Below are 15,120 nucleotides of genomic sequence, written 5' to 3'. Positions count from 1 at the left end.
GCCGGTATGAGGACAAGTATCAGGCTGCGCGAGACGCTTTCTGGTTCGCGGCAGTCGTTGCAAGCTTCGTCAGAAGCTGGTCGGTCTTGCCTTCTTCCTGCAGCGTCTGATCGAGAAGCGTGACGGCTTCCTTGAAGCCCAGCGTCTGCGCCCAGGTCTTCAGTGTCCCGTAGCGAGCGATTTCATAATGCTCGACGGCCTGAGCCGAGGAGATCAGGCCTGCATCAATCGCGGCAGTACCTTTGAAATCCTCGATGATTTCCTCGCCTTCGGCAATGATGCCCTGGATCGCCTCACAGGTCTTGCCCTGGGCGCGCTTGCCGATGATTTCGAAGACCTGCTGCAGCCGCTCGACATGACCTTCGGTTTCTTCGCGATGCTTCTCGAAACCCGCCTTCAGTTCCTGGGACTGGGCAGCGCGCGCCATCTTCGGCAGGGCGCGCAATATCTGCCGTTCGGCGAAATAGATGTCCTTGAGCGTATCGTAAAACAGATCTTCCAGTGTCTTTTCCTTGGCCATTGTTCCGTTCCTTCGTTGGGGGATTCGCGCCCTTTCGGCGACACTCTTAGAAGCGAATACCGCGCTAATTGTTCCCGGCGCATTTCGGGTGGAACGGCTCCATTTTCCGGGCAATGATGTCTGGAGCAATCGGGGAGGACAGTGCATGAAGAAACCGGGATCGATGAAGGGACTGGAGGATCTCGGTCGGGTGCGCCTGTCTCGGAACTTCTTCTTCCGCGATTTCCTCCATTCAGAGATCGCCGATTTCTATCGCATCCCGAACATCCCCGACGATCCCGATCTTGCCGTCGAAACGGGCCGGCGTCTCTGCGAGGAATTGCTGGAGCCGTTGGAAGCGACGTTCGGGCGCCTTCATATCCGCTCCGGCTACCGCTCGCCTGCGGTCAATCGCTTCGGCAATGAGAACAACCTGAACTGCTCGACCAATGCCGCCACCGCCGCCCATCATATCTGGGACATGCGCGACTTCGACGGCTGCATGGGAGCGGCCGCTTGCATCGCCGTTCCCTGGGTGGTCGATCGTTATAGTGACGAAAGCGATTGGCAGAGGCTCGCCTGGTGGATCCATGACCACCTACCCTATGCCTCGCTCTGCTTCTTCCCGAAACTATGGGCCTTCAACATCCAGTGGCATGAGCGGCCGAAGCGGGTGATCCAGAGCTATGTGCGCCCGCGCGGCATCCTGACCAAGCCGGGCATGGCCAATTGGGAAGGTGATCATTCCGAATGGTATGAGGGCTTTCCGCAACTCAAAAATTGATGCGGTAGCGGATGTGGCCGTCACTCTTGACGTATGTATCGTAGAGCGCGCGGGCCGTCTTGTTCTGCTCGCTCGTATGCCAGTAGAGCCGCGACCATCCGTTCTTCTTGCAGAGGGCCACGAGGTCGTCCATCAGCGCCCGGCCGACACCCTTGCCGCGCACATTTTCTGATACGAACAGGTCTTCGAGATAGCAGTCCCTACCGCGGATCCATGTGCCTTCATGTGTCAGGCAGAGTGTAAAGCCCACGACTTCGCCGTCGAGTTCCGCCACCCGCATGAAGATTGCCGACGCCGGATCGAAGACCCGGCGCCAGGTGGAATCGGTAATATCCGCATCGACGGTGACCTCGTAGAAAGCGAGATAGTCCGCCCAGAGAGCACGCCAGCGCGTCTCGTCTTCGGGTCTCGCATCGCGGATTGTCACGGTCACGTCATCACCTCGTTTTAGGCACCGGCCTCGTCGAGCAGCGCCATTGCCTCGTCGGAGAGCTTGAGCGTGGCCGATTTCACCAGGCTTTCAAGCTGGGAAAGGCTCGTAGCACTGGCGATCGGCGCCGTCACGCCCTTCTTGCGCAGGAGCCAGGCGAGCGAGATTTCCGCCGGCATGGCGCCCGTCTCGGCCGAGACCGTGTCGAGTGCTGCGAGAATGCGCATGCCCTTGTCATTGAGATACTGGGAAACACGGCCTTCGCGGGCCCGGCCCTCCGTATCCGCCTTGCTGCGGTACTTGCCCGACAGGAAGCCGGCTGCGAGGCTGAAATAGGTGATAACGCCGATATCCTCCTTCACGCAGAGATCGGCAAGCGGGCCTTCAAAGCTCGAACGCTCATAGAGGTTATATTCCGGCTGCAGCGCCTGATAGCGCGGCAGGCCTGCCTTGTCGGCGGCATCGAAGGAGGCCTGCAGCAGGCTCGCATCATAGTTCGAGCAGCCCACGGAGCGGATCTTGCCCTGTTCGAGCAGCTTGGCATAGGCGCCAAGCGATTCCTCATGCGGCGTATCGGCATCGGGCCAGTGCGACAGATAGAGGTCGATATAGTCGGTCTGCAGCCGGCGCAGCGAGTCCTCAACTGCCTTCAGAATATAGTTGGCCTTCAGCGTCTTGCCCTGACCCATGTCGGAGCCGACCTTGGTGATGATCACGGCCCTGTCGCGGGAGACCTTTCCCTTCTTCAGCCACTTGCCGATGATCTCTTCAGAGTCGCCGCCCTTATTGCCCGGCACCCAGGCGGAATAGACGTCGGCGGTGTCGATCGTGTTGAGACCCGCATCGAAGAAGCCGTCCAGAATATCGAAGGACGTTTTCTCGTCGGCCGTCCAGCCGAAGACATTGCCGCCGAAGACGATCGGCGAGATCGAAAGACCTGTTTTTCCAAGTCGGCGCATTTCCATGGCGCTCTCCCAAAATGCTGAAGTGATTGAAATCTGAAACGGTAGAACGCCGTCCATCGGTAACCTAGCGCGGAGTGTCCTGGAAGGAAACCAAACTTCCGTGATCGGCCGTCGCGCCATTGCGCCGCAAGAGAGGGCTGAATAAGGTGCGCCCGATGGATTTCAGGAGGACCTTTCATGTTGCGTTTCGGTATACTTTCAACGGCCAAGATCGGCCGGGACAATGTCGTTCCCGCCATTCAGGACGCGGAAAACTGCGTTATTTCCGCCATTGCCAGCCGTGATTTTGCGCGCGCCCGTGACATGGCGGACCGCTTCTCCGTGCCGCATGCCTTCGGCTCCTACGAGGAAATGCTGGCGTCCGACGTGATCGATGCCGTCTATATTCCGCTGCCGACCTCCCAGCATATCGAATGGTCGATCAAGGCTGCGGATGCCGGCAAGCATGTACTCTGCGAAAAGCCGATTGCGCTCAAGGCCTCCGAGATCGACGATCTCATCGCCGCCCGCAACCGCAACAAGGTCATTATCAGCGAAGCCTTCATGGTCACCTATTCGCCGGTCTGGCGGAAGGTCCGTTCCTTGTTGCAAGATGGTGCGATCGGCGAACTTCGGCATGTGCAGGGCGCCTTCACCTATTACAACCGCGACCCCGGCAACATGCGCAACATCCCGGCGCTTGGTGGCGGCGGCCTGCCTGACATCGGCGTCTATCCCGTCATCAGCACCCGCTTCTCCACCGGCAAAGAGCCGTCCTGGGTCCAGGCGATCACCGAGCGCGATGCCGAGTTCGGCACCGATATCTATTCCAGCGTGAAGGCCGATTTCGGCGATTTCGAGCTGAGCTTCTATATTTCCACCCAGATGGCCGGCCGCCAGATCATGGTCTTCCACGGCACCGACGGCTATATCGAGGTCAAGTCGCCCTTCAACGCCAATCGCTGGGGCCCTGAGGAGATCGAAGTGACCAATCGTGGTCATAACGAATCCCAGATCATCCGCTTCCAGGACAGCCGCCAGTACAGGTGCCAGGCGGAAGCTTTTGCCCGCGCTGCTGCAGGCGAAAAGGAAGAGATCGTTACGCTGGAAGATTCCAAGCTCAACCAGAAGGTCATCGACGCCATCTACCGCGCCAGCGAGCAGGATGGTTGGGAAGCCGTTTAATTTTTCTCGGCTTTGCCGCGGAAGACGAAGCGGGAATAGCCGAAGAAGCTGAAGAACATCGACGCTGCGGTCGCGAGCACCATCGCGACAAGCGGCTGCAGCGCCGGTAGCGATAGAAGCAGCGCCGAGTAGAGCCCATAATTGACGAGGGCGGCCGTCACGCCGACCGACCCGTAGCGGAAGCCTTCTGCGGCCAGCGACCGGCCTGATCGGTCGAACGTGAAAGTCCGGTTGAAGGCCCATGTCGTCGCCATCGCGAGCGCAATGGCAAACAGCCGGGCGATGAAGGGACCGAGTGGCGTCACGTGCAGAAGCAGCGCAAGCACGCCCGCATCGACGATAAAACCCAGCCCACCGGCGATCGCGAAACGAACGAGCTTCTTCATGCGGCATCCGCTTTCTTGCCATCAAGCGTTATGGCTGAGGTTTTATCCTTTACCGAAACCGGTGCCGCAAGGCTCATATAATGGATGCGCAACTGCTCAGCCCGCGATCGCGCAACGGAATCGAGGATTACACCGGCAGTAAACAGCATGATGGAGATCATCGCCAGTGCCGTCGAAAGCACCCAGGTCGGCATGCGGCTGACGAGGCCGGTTGCAAAATATTCTGCCAGCACCGGCCCCATGAAGCCGAGACTTGCCAGCATGAAGAGGGCGCTGATCGTGCCGAAGAAAGCGAAGGGCCGCGTTTCCTTCATCAGCATGGCAAACATCCAGAGGATCTTGCCGCCGTCGCGGAAGGTCGACAGCTTCGAATGCGAGCCTTCCGGGCGCCTGCCGTAATGCAGTTCCAGTTCACTGACAGGCAATTTCAGCCGCGACGCATGCACCGACATTTCCGTCTCGATCTCGAAGCCGCCGGAAACCGCGGGGAAACTCTTGACGAAACGGCGTGAGAAGGCTCGATAGCCGGAGAAGATGTCGGTGAAGTCAGGCCCGAAGATCGCGCGATAGAGGATGTTGAACAGCCGGTTCCCGAGGGCATGTCCCTGCCGGCCCGCATCGTCATGCACGCCGCGCCGCGTGCCGACCACCATATCGGCCCGTTCCGTCAGCAGCGTCCGCACCAGCTCTTCGGCATCCTCGGGCGCATAGGTCCCGTCGCCGTCGGCGATGATGTAGATGTCGGCATCGATATCGGCGAACATGCGCCGCACCACATGACCCTTGCCCTGGCGCCGCTCGCGCACGACATGCGCGCCGGCGAGCATGGCATGCAACGCCGTGCCATCGGTGGAATTGTTGTCGTAGACATGGATATGCGCATCGGGCAGTGCCGCCCGGAAACCCCTGACGACAGCCCCGATCGTCGCCGCTTCGTTGTAGCAGGGAAGCAGAACGGCAATATCAGGACTTTCGCTGAGCGATCGCGCCATGGGGTTACACTCGTTACAAAGAAACCGCGGCGAATTTACGCCATGCAGCGTTAACAAGCCCCTATAAGAAACGAAAGCTGTCACGTCCCGTGGTTTACACTTTCTTGACAAGCCAAGGCTAAGGTTTGCCCATCACGCAACGACCTGGCTATCATGATGAACGCAGTGCAGCCGATCGCCAAGGCGCAATCCGCATCAGCCAGGACTGGATTCGTCGGCAGTATCCGGCAGATGCTGACGCGTCTCCTGCCATCCGCTCTCATCTACACCGTTATCCTGATCGGCATTATCACCGTCATGAAATATGCCGGAGGTCCGGTCGATTATGTCGGCCCCGATAATGACGACGGCATGCGCTTGGTGGAGGTCAGGGATTTCCTGAACGGGCAGGGCTGGTTCGATCTGATGCAGTATCGGCTCGGTCTGGGGGAAGGCACGCTCATGCACTGGTCGCGGCTGATCGACCTGCCGATCGCTGCGCTCATTCGCTTCTTCGGCCTCCTCCTCGGCCATGATGCTGCGGAAGCTGCTGCACTCGTAGTCTGGCCCCTGTCGCTCGTTTTTCCTGCCATGCTTGCCATGGGCCTTGCCGGCCGTCGTGTCGGCGGCCTTGCCGGCATGCACCTGTCTTTCTGCTTTGCCGGCATGGCGATCTATACTGGCAATCGTTTTGCGCCCGGCGCCATCGATCATCACAACGCCCAGCTCGCGCTCGTCGCGACCATGGTGGCGATGCTCTTCGATGAAAAACAGCGCGCCTGGAACTACGCCGTCGCTGGCGTGTCAGCCGCATTGGCGATTGCGATCGGTGCGGAAACCACGCCCTTCGTTGCCATCTATTGCTTGGTCGTGGCATTTCTCTGGGTCTGGGAAGGCGAGCCGTTCGCCGCCGCCACCAGGGCTTTCGGCCTTAGCCTCGCTGTTGCGATCAGCATCCTCTTCTTTGCAACGGTGCCGCCACAGCACTATTCGGCGGTGACTTGCGACAATCTCTCGCTCGGCTTCTACAGCCTGGCGACGATCGGTGGCGGCCTGCTGCTCGCCTCCGCCGTCTTTGCCAGCCGTCTCGGCCGCGGCTTGCGTTTCGCCATGCTTGCGGCGGTCGGCGCCGCCGTTTTCGATTCGGCTATGGTCATTGCGCCTGAATGCCTGCGCAATCCGCTTGCCGATCTCGATCCTATGCTGGTCGAGCTCTGGCTGCGCAATGTCTCGGAAGCGCAATCCATTCTCGCGCTCAGCCGGACAGATCCCTTTTCCATCGGCGCATTCTATGCGCCTGGCCTGCTCGCGATCGCCGTCTGCATTTTCCGCTCCGTGCAGGGCGATCGCGTGCAGGTCCATCTCGTCCTTCTGGCGCTCTTGAGCGTCAGCTGGGCCGTCGCACTGGTACAGGTCCGTGGAGCCGTCTTCTCAAACCTCCTGTCCATCCTGCCGCTTGCCTTGCTGATTATTGACGTGCGCCGCATGTCGAACGGCGACAGCGAAAATGCCGCAGCTGCCCTCGTCTATATCGTGACGGTTCTGGCAAGCGTGCCGGCGGTATGGGCCGTCGGCGGCGCACTCGTCGAGATGCAAGTCAACAAGACAAAGAATGCCGACGAGGCAGAGAGGCCTTCATGTTCCTCCCGGCAGGCGCTCGCGCCGCTCGGCGGCCTGCCTGCCGGTCTCGTCTCGGCGCCGTCGGAGATGGGTGTGCCAATCCTGCGCTACACCGCCAACCGTGTTTTGTCGGCGCCCTATCATCGCAACCAGGGCGGCATGCTGACCGAGATGCATATCGGTCTGGCCGAGCCGCAGGAAGCAGAGGCATTTCTGAAGGGAGCGGGCGTCACTGTGCTTGCCTTCTGCCCGGATGATCTGCAGACAAGTGAAATCGCCAGATTGAAGCCCGACGGGCTCTATGCGCAGCTGGGGAAGGGCAATATTCCTGCGTATCTTGACCCGCTGCCGAAAGCTGCGGGCAGCGGCGTCCAGTTCTTCCGTTACCGGCCGGCGTCGGACTGACGTCCTATCTTTCAGGAGTGGACGAGCACAGCCCGCAGGCGATCGGTGGTAAAGAGGCCGCCGAGATAAAGCAGCAGGCCGGCATTGTAACCGATGATCGTGTAGAAAAGCGCCAGGAATGAAACCGCACCGCCCGAGACAATCGCGGCGATGGCAAAGGTTACAGCAATCAGCATGGCGACGATTGCAATGACGCCGGCTGAGCGCATAAGGCCAGCGGTGAGGCCCAGAGTGGTTGCTGTCAGGATGATCATGTCGTCACCTCTTCTTCAGGTCGTTTGCGAGGAGCCTAGGGGCCCTCCGCTAACAAAAGTTTATTGGCCACCCTTAATGAAAGCTGCAATTGCAGCCATGGTTACGGATGCGTTCACCTGACGGCATTTCCTCCGGCTTGCGCCGGGCATGCGTTTCGATATAAGTCAACTCTGTTACAGGCTGAAAAGTTCCGTTACTTTCTCATTTACGTAAACGGAACCCTCCCAACGGCAACGACGTAGAGCGAAGCAGCATCACGCTGACAATTCGATCGGCGCCTGATCGACTGGTTGTTCGGAAAGAGGGCGAGCCGATACCTATAATGGTTGAACATAGCGGCGATGAAAGAAGCGATCCCTCCCGCGCCTTCCATCGGCGGGGAATACTCACTGTCACCAGCATGCTCATTTTTCGGGTCGGTGTTCGCCACTCCCTACGAACGTGAATGATACTAAGATTTTTTTTGGAGTAGCGATATCCCTATTTCTTGGGTCTCCCACCGATTTTTGTATAAAAATTCGCCCTTCTCCTACCCCGACCTTTCCGTTTAGGGGCGATCAAAATAGAAAGGGGGGATGAGCAATGTCTTTGACGGCGATTCGCCTACTAACCTTGCGGAATATTCGGTCTCGGAGCTCTCCGGTTCCATCAAGCGGACCGTCGAGACGGCCTTCGATCAGGTGCGTGTACGCGGCGAGATTTCGGGTTACCGCGGCCCGCATTCCTCGGGCCACGCTTACTTCTCGCTGAAGGACGACCGCGCGCGTATCGATGCAGTCATCTGGAAAGGCACTTTTTCTCGCCTGAAGTTCCGCCCGGAAGAGGGCATGGAGGTGATCGCGACCGGCAAGGTCACGACCTTCCCCGGCTCATCCAAATACCAGATCGTCATCGAGACGCTGGAGCCTGCCGGCGCCGGCGCATTGATGGCGCTGATCGAGGAGCGCAAGCGTAGGTTGGGCGCCGAGGGCCTTTTCGATCCCTCACGCAAGAAGCGCCTGCCTTTCATGCCTAAGGTAATCGGCGTCGTGACCTCGCCGACGGGCGCCGTCATCCGCGATATCCTGCATCGTATCTCCGATCGTTTCCCCGTCCATGTCATCGTCTGGCCGGTCAAGGTTCAGGGCGAAGGCTCTGGCGAGGAGGTGGAAAACGCTATCAACGGCTTCAACGCCCTGGAGCCTGGCGGCGATGTTCCACGCCCAGATGTGCTGATCGTCGCCCGCGGCGGCGGCAGTCTCGAAGATCTCTGGAGCTTCAACGACGAAATCGTCGTGCGGGCTGCAGCCGATAGCCGGATTCCGTTGATCTCCGCTGTCGGCCACGAGACCGACTGGACGCTGATCGATTACGCCGCCGATGTCCGCGCCCCGACACCGACCGGTGCTGCCGAAATGGCCGTGCCCGTCAAGGCCGAGCTTGAGGCCCAGGGTGCAGGTCTCACTGCCCGCCTGCAGGGCTGCATGAGCCGACAGATGGATCAGCGACGCCAGTCCGTCCGTGCTCTGATGCGCGCCCTGCCGTCGCTCGATCAGCTTCTGGCGCTGCCCCGCCGCCGCTTCGATGAGGCGGCCGCTGGCCTTGGCCGCGGGTTGGAGCTCAACACCATCAACAAGCGCCGCGGTTTCGAACGCGTCGCCTCGCATCTGCGGCCGGATGTGCTGTCCAACCGCATCACAGAGCGTCGTCAGCTTCTGAACGAACGCATGGCCCGGGCCGAACGTACCGTCGAGCGCCTGCTCGACCGCTCGAAGTCCCGCATCGAACGCGCAGAGGCTATCTTCGCCTCGCTTCCGGCTCGGCTGAAGACACAGACCGACCGCGGTCGTGAGCGCCTCGGCAATCTGTCGCGTCATGCCGATACGGCAATCCGTCATCAGCTGACGCGTGCCCGCGCCGAGCTTTCCGCGCAGGACCGCATTCTTCAGTCTCTCTCCTACAAGAACGTGCTGAAGCGCGGCTATGCCGTCATCCGTGATGAGGAAAACAGGCCGGTCTCGCAGGCATCAGCACTCTCTGCCGGCATGGGCATCGCCATTGAGTTCGCCGACGGCCGCGTCGGCGCCATGACGACGGAAGGCGGCGCTGCGCCATCAGGAGCCAGGAAGCGCACAGTCAGGGCCGGCGAGCCACCGAAGCAGGGAAGCCTGTTCTAGCAATGCACATTCTGCTGGTTCTCGCCCATCCGCTGTCGGAAAGCTTTGCCGCTTCTGTGGCGCGGACAGCCCGCGAGGCACTCGAAGCCTCCGGCCATACTGTCGATCTTCTGGATCTCTATGAAGAGGATTTTGACCCGCGGCTGTCCAAGGCAGAGCGGGGCGGCTATTTCGATGTGCCTTACGATACGTCCGCCGTCGCCGGTATCGTTGCACGGCTGAAAGCGGCTGACGGTCTCATTCTGGTTTTTCCGCAGTGGTGGTTCAACTTCCCGGCCATATTGAAGGGTTTCATCGATCGCGTCTTTGCGCCGGGCGTCGCCTTCACCCATGATGCTGCCGGCGGCCGTATCGTGCCGCGGCTCACCAATATCAAGCTGCTCTACGCGCTGACGACAACTGGTTCGCCCTGGTGGCTGGTGCATGTCTACATGGGCAATCCCGTCTGTCGCCTGCTGAAGCGCGGCATCGCCAATTTCTGCGCCAAGCGGTTGAAGTTCCGGATGCTGGGCCTGCACGACATGGACCGCGCGACGGATGCCAGGCGCAAGGCTTATCTGGAGCGCGTCCGCAAGGCGCTCGCCGCCGTCTGATTATTCGAAATCCGACAGGAATTTTTTGAGCAGCCGGTCGAGCTCGGCTTTGTCGTCGGCCGTCAGGTTGCGCGTCAGCCGTTGCTGGTTTGCGACATGCGCGCCGACCGCTTCTTCCACCGTTGCCAGACCCTTCTCGGTCAGCGCAATCAGCACGCTGCGCCGGTCTTCGGGGTTAAACAGGCGCTCCACGAAGCCGGCCTTTTCCAGCTGGTCGATCCGGTTCGTCATCGTGCCGGAACTCACCATCGTCATGCCGAGCAGCTCTCCGGGCGACAGCCGGTAGGGCGCGCCGGAGCGGCGAAGCGTGGCCAGCACATCGAAAGCGGAGGAGGAGAGGCCGTGCTTGAGCAGAACCGCTTCTACTTCGCGGCCGATATGCGTCGTCAGCCGCTTCAGCCGGCCGAAGATCCCCATGGGTTCGACATCCAGCTCCGGCCGCTCGCGCCGCCACTGAGCCAGGATCCTGTCGACGTGATCTGATTTCTCCTTATCCATGCTGCATCGATATCAGCAGGTATCTTGACGTCAAGATAAAACACGCTATTCTGAATTTATCTTGAAGTCGAGATTCTTGAAATGAAGACAAATACCCGATATGTCGCCGATGTGTTGATGACTGCGATTGCGCCCGCCATCTGGGGCAGTACCTATTTCGTCACCACATCCTTCCTGCCGCAGGACTACCCGCTGACGGTCGCGATGTTACGGGCGCTGCCGACAGGGCTGCTTCTGCTGCTGATTGTCCGGAAATTGCCGACAGGCATCTGGTGGAGCCGCGCCTTCATTCTCGGCGCACTGAACTTCTCGTTCTTCTGGGCGATGCTTTTCGTTTCGGCCTATCGCCTGCCGGGCGGCGTGGCCGCAACGGTCGGCGCCGTGCAGCCGCTGATCGTCATTGCGCTCTCGCGTCTCTTTCTCGGTAAGCCGATCCGCTTCATTGCCGTTATTGCCGGCCTGATCGGCATGGCGGGTGTGTCGCTTCTGGTGCTGACCCCGAAGGCGGCTCTCGATCCTGTTGGTGTTACCGCAGGTCTCGCCGGCGCGGTCTCTATGGCCTTCGGCACGGTGCTGACCCGCCATTGGCAGCCGCCCGTCTCCAGCCTCACCTTTACGTCCTGGCAATTGACCGCAGGCGGCATTCTGCTCGTGCCAGTGGCCATCTTCCTGGAACCGGCGCTTCCTGTGCCGACGACAGGCAATATCCTCGGCATTGCCTATCTTGGCCTCGTCGGTGCTGCCTTCACCTATCTGCTGTGGTTCCGCGGCCTCTCGCGCATAGAGCCATCGGCTGCGGCGTCGCTTGGCTTCCTGAGCCCCGTTGTCGCGACCCTGCTCGGTTGGCTGGCGCTCGGCCAGAGCCTGACACCAACCCAGCTTTCAGGCTTTGCCATGGTGCTGGTCAGCGTCTGGCTCAGCCAGCGCAGCCTGATGCCGAAGGCGGGCGTTGTTACGCCCACTCGCCCTGTCGCATTACCGGCACCCGCGAGCCATCAGGCTTGATACCGTCAATATCGACCTTGTCGGATCCGATCATCCAGTCGATGTGGATCAGGCTGGAATTGCCACCCTGCGCCTTGATCTGCTCCTGGCTCAGCGAAGCGCCGTCGAGGAAGCATTTCGAATAGCACTGGCCGAGTGCGATATGGCAGGAGGCATTCTCGTCGAGCAGCGTATTATAGAAGAGGATGCCGCTTGCCGAGATCGGCGAGGAATGCGGCACCAGCGCAACTTCACCCAGCCGGCGCGCGCCTTCATCCGTATCGAGTACCTTGTTCAACACTTCCTCGCCGCGCGAGGCCTTGGCCTCGATGATACGGCCGCCTTCGAAGCGGACCCGGATATTGTCGATCAGCGTGCCCTGATGTGAGAGTGGCTTGGTGCTGGACACATGGCCTTCCACGCGCAGCGCATGCGGCGTGGTGAAGACTTCCTCGGTCGGAATATTCGGATTGCAGGTAATGCCGTTCTTCGCCGTCGAGGCGCCGCCATGCCATTCATGGCCGTCTGCGAGACCGACGGTCAGATCCGTGCCTGGCCCGGTGAAATGCAGCGAGGCGAAACGCTCTCCGTTCAGCCAGGACGAGCGCTTGCGCAGGTTGGCATTGTGCTCGGACCAGGCGGCAATCGGATCAGGCACGTCGACGCGCGACGCCGCAAAGATCGCCTTGGCGAGTTTGGCAACGGCGATCGCCTCCGGATCGTCGGGGAAGACGACCTTCGCCCAGGAGGGGTTGGGGTAGGAGACGATGTTCCAGTTGATGTCGAAGTTGGAGATCTTCTCCAGCGCCGGCTTATAGGCCGTGGAATTGGCGCGATTGGCGCGGCCGACCTTGCTGGGATCCTGCTCAGAAAGCAACATCGGATTGTCGCCAGCAATGGCGAGGCGGGCGGCACCCTTTTCGTAGGCTTTCGCCATGCCGTCATAAAGCCAGCCGGAAGCCCGATCGAAGCTTTCGTCGCTGCCATACTGGTAGCGGGCAAGCGTCGTCTCCTCGTCGGAATAGAAGGTCGAAACCAAGCCAGCGCCTGAGAGATAGGCGTGTTTGGTGATCAATCGCACCAGCGGCAGCGCCACGACGGGTGCAGTAATGACGAGATCCTGCCCTTGCTGAAGCTGCAGGCCAACCTTGATGGCGACTTCCGCAAGTTTCTCGAGTTTGCCGGGATCGACGGAGCTGTGGCTCTGGGGCATAAACGTCATGGGTCAACCTGCCTTCTGATATCTGCGACGGGAGGTGAAAGACTTAGACCCCTTTACGGCGAAAATGAAGCGCGCCGAATCCGATTTGAAGGCGGCCGGATGCATGCCGGCCGCTTGTGCGTGCGCGTCAAGCAGCGGCGGGCAGCCTGAGCAGGATCGAGTCATGCTTCTCGAGGAATTCCATCAGGCGCTGCGGATAGTCTTTGCCAACGGCGCCCCGGACGCTTGCCCGCTCCGACAGCGCCTTGCGCCAGCGATTGACCCGCTCGAGCCCGTCAAAGATGGGGCTGTCGCCGAGTGTATCGAACAGATCGAAGTACCGAAAGATCGGCCCAAAGACCGCGTCGACGAGGCTGAAGTTAGCCCCGGCGAAATAGGGTCCCTCCGACAGCGCGCCCTCGATCGTCGCGAATTTGGCGACAAGCGCCTTGTGCTTGGCTTCCAGTTGCGCAGCATCCTGCGCCATCTCATAACCCCAGAGATCGGAAAGCACGGAAGAGCCGAATTCCATCCATCCGCGGTGGCGAGCGCGGGTCAGCGCGTCGGTGGGATGCAGGGCAGCACCCGCCTGCGTTTCCTCCAGATATTCGCAGATGACGCTGCTTTCGAATAACACCTCTTCGCGGCCATCGTCCTCATGTATCCGGAGCAGCGGCACCTTGCCGAGGGGTGAGATTTTCAGGAACCAATCCGGCTTGTCGGCAAGATCGATGTTGATGCGCTCGAATGGCACGCCCTTTTCAAGGAGTGCGATCGCTGCGCGCTGCACGTAGGGGCAGAGGTGATGACTGATGAGGGTGAGCCTGCTCATGAAAGTCTCCTGGTGGTTTGCAAGGATCGGCCGGTTTAATATGAATGCAGATGCATCTAATAACGCTTGCGATGAGATTCAAGATAGATGTAGTTGCATTTATGTCTGAGAATATGAAGAAGCCGAGCGAAGCCGTCGTCTCAGCCTGGACGCGCCTCATGCGCGCCCGCGAGCGACTGCTTGGCATGATCGAAGCTGATCTGAAGGCGGCCGGCATGCCGCCGCTTGCCTGGTACGATGTGCTTTGGGAATTGGCACGCTCGCAATCAGGAAAGCTGCGCCCCTATGAGATCGAGGAGCGGACATTGTTGGCGCAGTATAATCTTTCCCGCCTGATCGACCGGCTTGAAAGAGAGGGCTTGGTCGGCCGCGAGATCTTCGCACAGGATGGGCGCGGCCGCTGGGTGGTGATCACTGATGCCGGCCGGCAGCTTCGGGAGCGCATGTGGACCGTCTATGGCAAAGCGATCGAAACTCATATCGGCCGCAAGCTTGCCGAAGGCGAGGCGAAGACGATTGCCGGCCTGCTGGACCGCTTCCTCTGATCAGGCGATCAGCGGCGCTGCGGCGGCCTTCAGTGCCTTCAACGCTTCCTTCGGATCGAGCCGCACCTGCAGCCCGCGTTGCCCGCCATTGATATAGACGAGCGGTTCGGCAAGGGCGGCTTCCTCGATCGCTGTCGGCACGATCTTTTTCTGCCCGAACGGGCTGATGCCGCCGACATGGTAGCCCGTCAGCCGCTCGGCGTCGGCCGGTTTCATCATATTGGCCGATTTGCCATGAAAGGCGCTCGCGAGTTTCTTCATGCTGACCTCGCGGTCGGAGGGCACGACCACGCAGACCGGTTTTCCGTCCACCTCCGCCATCAGCGTCTTCAACACGCGATGCGGCTCCTCGCCCAGCGCTTCGGCCGCCTGCAGCCCGACTCGCTCGGCGTTTGGATCATAGTCATAGGCATGAACCGTAAAGGTGACGCCGGCCTGCGTGAGAACCTGGGTGGCACGGGTGGTCTTGGACATGGCTCAGCCCTCGAATGTCCGCGCGTAAATCTCCGGCTTGAAGCCGATCAGCAGCTTGCCGCCGGTTTCCAGTACCGGTCGCTTGATCATCGATGGCTGGTCGAGCATCAGGGCGATCGCCCTTTCGCGGTCGAGATTTTCGCGCGCGGCGTCAGGCAGATTGCGGAAGGTCGTGCCGGCGCGATTCAGCACCGTTTCCCAGCCTGTCTCGTCGATCCATCGTTCCAGATGCGCCCGGTCGATGCCGACGGCCTTGTAATCGTGAAAGTCGTAGGCGACGCCGTGTTCGTCCAGCCAGTTGCGGGCCTTCTTCATCGTGTCGCAGTTCTTGATACCGTAGATGGTGATGGCCATGCCG

General features: G+C 60.4%; 18 protein-coding genes. 7 read left to right on the top strand and 11 right to left on the bottom strand.

All coding sequences use genetic code 11. The annotated features are described in order from the left end of the window. Positions 1–19: 19 nt before the first annotated feature. The gene (locus tag AC1DTN_RS02775) at positions 20–520 is read right to left on the bottom strand and encodes a YciE/YciF ferroxidase family protein (RefSeq protein WP_113325694.1); all 501 of its coding nucleotides are present in this window, start codon (positions 518–520) and stop codon (positions 20–22) included. Positions 521–665: 145 nt separating this feature from the next. Here AC1DTN_RS02775 and AC1DTN_RS02770 point away from each other — a divergent pair, with 145 nt between their 5' ends. Further along, a complete protein-coding gene (locus AC1DTN_RS02770; protein ID WP_113325695.1) occupies positions 666–1,283 on the top strand; it encodes a hypothetical protein in 618 nt (205 codons plus the stop codon). Here AC1DTN_RS02770 and AC1DTN_RS02765 read toward each other — a convergent pair. Together AC1DTN_RS02765 and AC1DTN_RS02760 are read right to left on the bottom strand one after the other, a co-directional pair. Beyond that, positions 1,273–1,716 carry a GNAT family N-acetyltransferase gene (locus AC1DTN_RS02765; RefSeq protein WP_439017084.1) on the bottom strand — a complete coding sequence of 148 codons (444 nt, stop codon included), beginning with the start codon at positions 1,714–1,716 and terminating at the stop codon, positions 1,273–1,275. The genes AC1DTN_RS02770 and AC1DTN_RS02765 overlap by 11 nt on opposite strands. Before the next feature lie 14 nt (positions 1,717–1,730). Further along, entirely contained in the window at positions 1,731–2,678 is a 948-nt protein-coding gene (locus tag AC1DTN_RS02760; protein ID WP_113325697.1) for an aldo/keto reductase, read from the bottom strand. Between the two features lie 177 nt (positions 2,679–2,855). On the opposite strand from AC1DTN_RS02760, the gene AC1DTN_RS02755 reads away from it, so the two are divergent. Next, a complete protein-coding gene (locus tag AC1DTN_RS02755) occupies positions 2,856–3,842 on the top strand; it encodes a Gfo/Idh/MocA family protein (RefSeq protein WP_477919875.1) in 987 nt (328 codons plus the stop codon). Here the strand turns inward: AC1DTN_RS02755 and AC1DTN_RS02750 are convergent. After that, positions 3,839–4,228, bottom strand: coding sequence for a GtrA family protein (locus AC1DTN_RS02750; RefSeq protein WP_310379637.1), 390 nt, complete (start codon positions 4,226–4,228; stop codon positions 3,839–3,841). The two genes, AC1DTN_RS02755 and AC1DTN_RS02750, sit on opposite strands and share 4 nt — an antisense overlap. After that, positions 4,225–5,220: a glycosyltransferase gene (locus AC1DTN_RS02745; RefSeq protein WP_310379635.1), complete on the bottom strand. Its 996-nt coding sequence runs from the start codon at positions 5,218–5,220 to the stop codon at positions 4,225–4,227. The genes AC1DTN_RS02750 and AC1DTN_RS02745 overlap by 4 nt, the downstream gene beginning before the upstream one ends. Before the next feature lie 156 nt (positions 5,221–5,376). Between AC1DTN_RS02745 and AC1DTN_RS02740 the strand changes: the two genes are divergently transcribed. Beyond that, positions 5,377–7,224 (top strand): hypothetical protein, encoded by a 1,848-nt coding sequence (locus AC1DTN_RS02740; protein ID WP_477919896.1) that lies wholly within the window; start codon positions 5,377–5,379, stop codon positions 7,222–7,224. An 11-nt stretch (positions 7,225–7,235) separates the two neighbouring features. Here AC1DTN_RS02740 and AC1DTN_RS02735 read toward each other — a convergent pair whose 3' ends face one another. Then, positions 7,236–7,478, bottom strand: coding sequence for a hypothetical protein (locus AC1DTN_RS02735; RefSeq protein ID WP_112541918.1), 243 nt, complete (start codon positions 7,476–7,478; stop codon positions 7,236–7,238). Positions 7,479–8,054: 576 nt separating this feature from the next. Between AC1DTN_RS02735 and xseA the strand changes: the two genes are divergently transcribed. Together xseA and AC1DTN_RS02725 are read left to right on the top strand one after the other, a co-directional pair. Then, on the top strand, positions 8,055–9,635 hold the full coding sequence (gene xseA, locus AC1DTN_RS02730) for an exodeoxyribonuclease VII large subunit (RefSeq protein ID WP_477919874.1): 1,581 nt from the start codon (positions 8,055–8,057) through the stop codon (positions 9,633–9,635). Between the two features lie 2 nt (positions 9,636–9,637). Next, positions 9,638–10,228 carry an NAD(P)H-dependent oxidoreductase gene (locus AC1DTN_RS02725; protein WP_477919873.1) on the top strand — a complete coding sequence of 197 codons (591 nt, stop codon included), beginning with the start codon at positions 9,638–9,640 and terminating at the stop codon, positions 10,226–10,228. Here the strand turns inward: AC1DTN_RS02725 and AC1DTN_RS02720 are convergent, their stop codons facing one another. Continuing rightward, positions 10,229–10,726 (bottom strand): MarR family winged helix-turn-helix transcriptional regulator, encoded by a 498-nt coding sequence (locus AC1DTN_RS02720; protein ID WP_007813326.1) that lies wholly within the window; start codon positions 10,724–10,726, stop codon positions 10,229–10,231. 81 nt (positions 10,727–10,807) lie between these two features. Between AC1DTN_RS02720 and AC1DTN_RS02715 the strand changes: the two genes are divergently transcribed. After that, positions 10,808–11,731, top strand: a complete 924-nt coding sequence (locus AC1DTN_RS02715) for an EamA family transporter (RefSeq protein WP_477919871.1) — start codon at positions 10,808–10,810, stop codon at positions 11,729–11,731. Here AC1DTN_RS02715 and AC1DTN_RS02710 read toward each other — a convergent pair. Together AC1DTN_RS02710 and AC1DTN_RS02705 are read right to left on the bottom strand one after the other, a co-directional pair. After that, entirely contained in the window at positions 11,679–12,932 is a 1,254-nt protein-coding gene (locus AC1DTN_RS02710; protein ID WP_477919870.1) for an aminopeptidase, read from the bottom strand. The two genes, AC1DTN_RS02715 and AC1DTN_RS02710, sit on opposite strands and share 53 nt — an antisense overlap. Before the next feature lie 127 nt (positions 12,933–13,059). After that, positions 13,060–13,743, bottom strand: a complete 684-nt coding sequence (locus AC1DTN_RS02705) for a glutathione S-transferase family protein (protein ID WP_477919869.1) — start codon at positions 13,741–13,743, stop codon at positions 13,060–13,062. Positions 13,744–13,844: 101 nt separating this feature from the next. Here AC1DTN_RS02705 and AC1DTN_RS02700 point away from each other — a divergent pair, with 101 nt between their 5' ends. Further along, complete coding sequence (locus AC1DTN_RS02700) at positions 13,845–14,288, top strand: MarR family winged helix-turn-helix transcriptional regulator (protein ID WP_477919867.1); 444 nt, start codon at positions 13,845–13,847, stop codon at positions 14,286–14,288. Here the strand turns inward: AC1DTN_RS02700 and ybaK are convergent, their stop codons facing one another. Further along, positions 14,289–14,762, bottom strand: coding sequence for a Cys-tRNA(Pro) deacylase (gene ybaK, locus AC1DTN_RS02695; RefSeq protein WP_477919866.1), 474 nt, complete (start codon positions 14,760–14,762; stop codon positions 14,289–14,291). It lies immediately after the preceding gene. A 3-nt stretch (positions 14,763–14,765) separates the two neighbouring features. Then, positions 14,766–15,116, bottom strand: coding sequence for an ArsC family reductase (locus AC1DTN_RS02690; protein WP_439017094.1), 351 nt, complete (start codon positions 15,114–15,116; stop codon positions 14,766–14,768). Positions 15,117–15,120: the final 4 nt, after the last annotated feature.

This window comes from Rhizobium sp. 01T444 (assembly GCF_056398305.1).
This window is presented reverse-complemented; position numbering and strand designations above follow the sequence as displayed.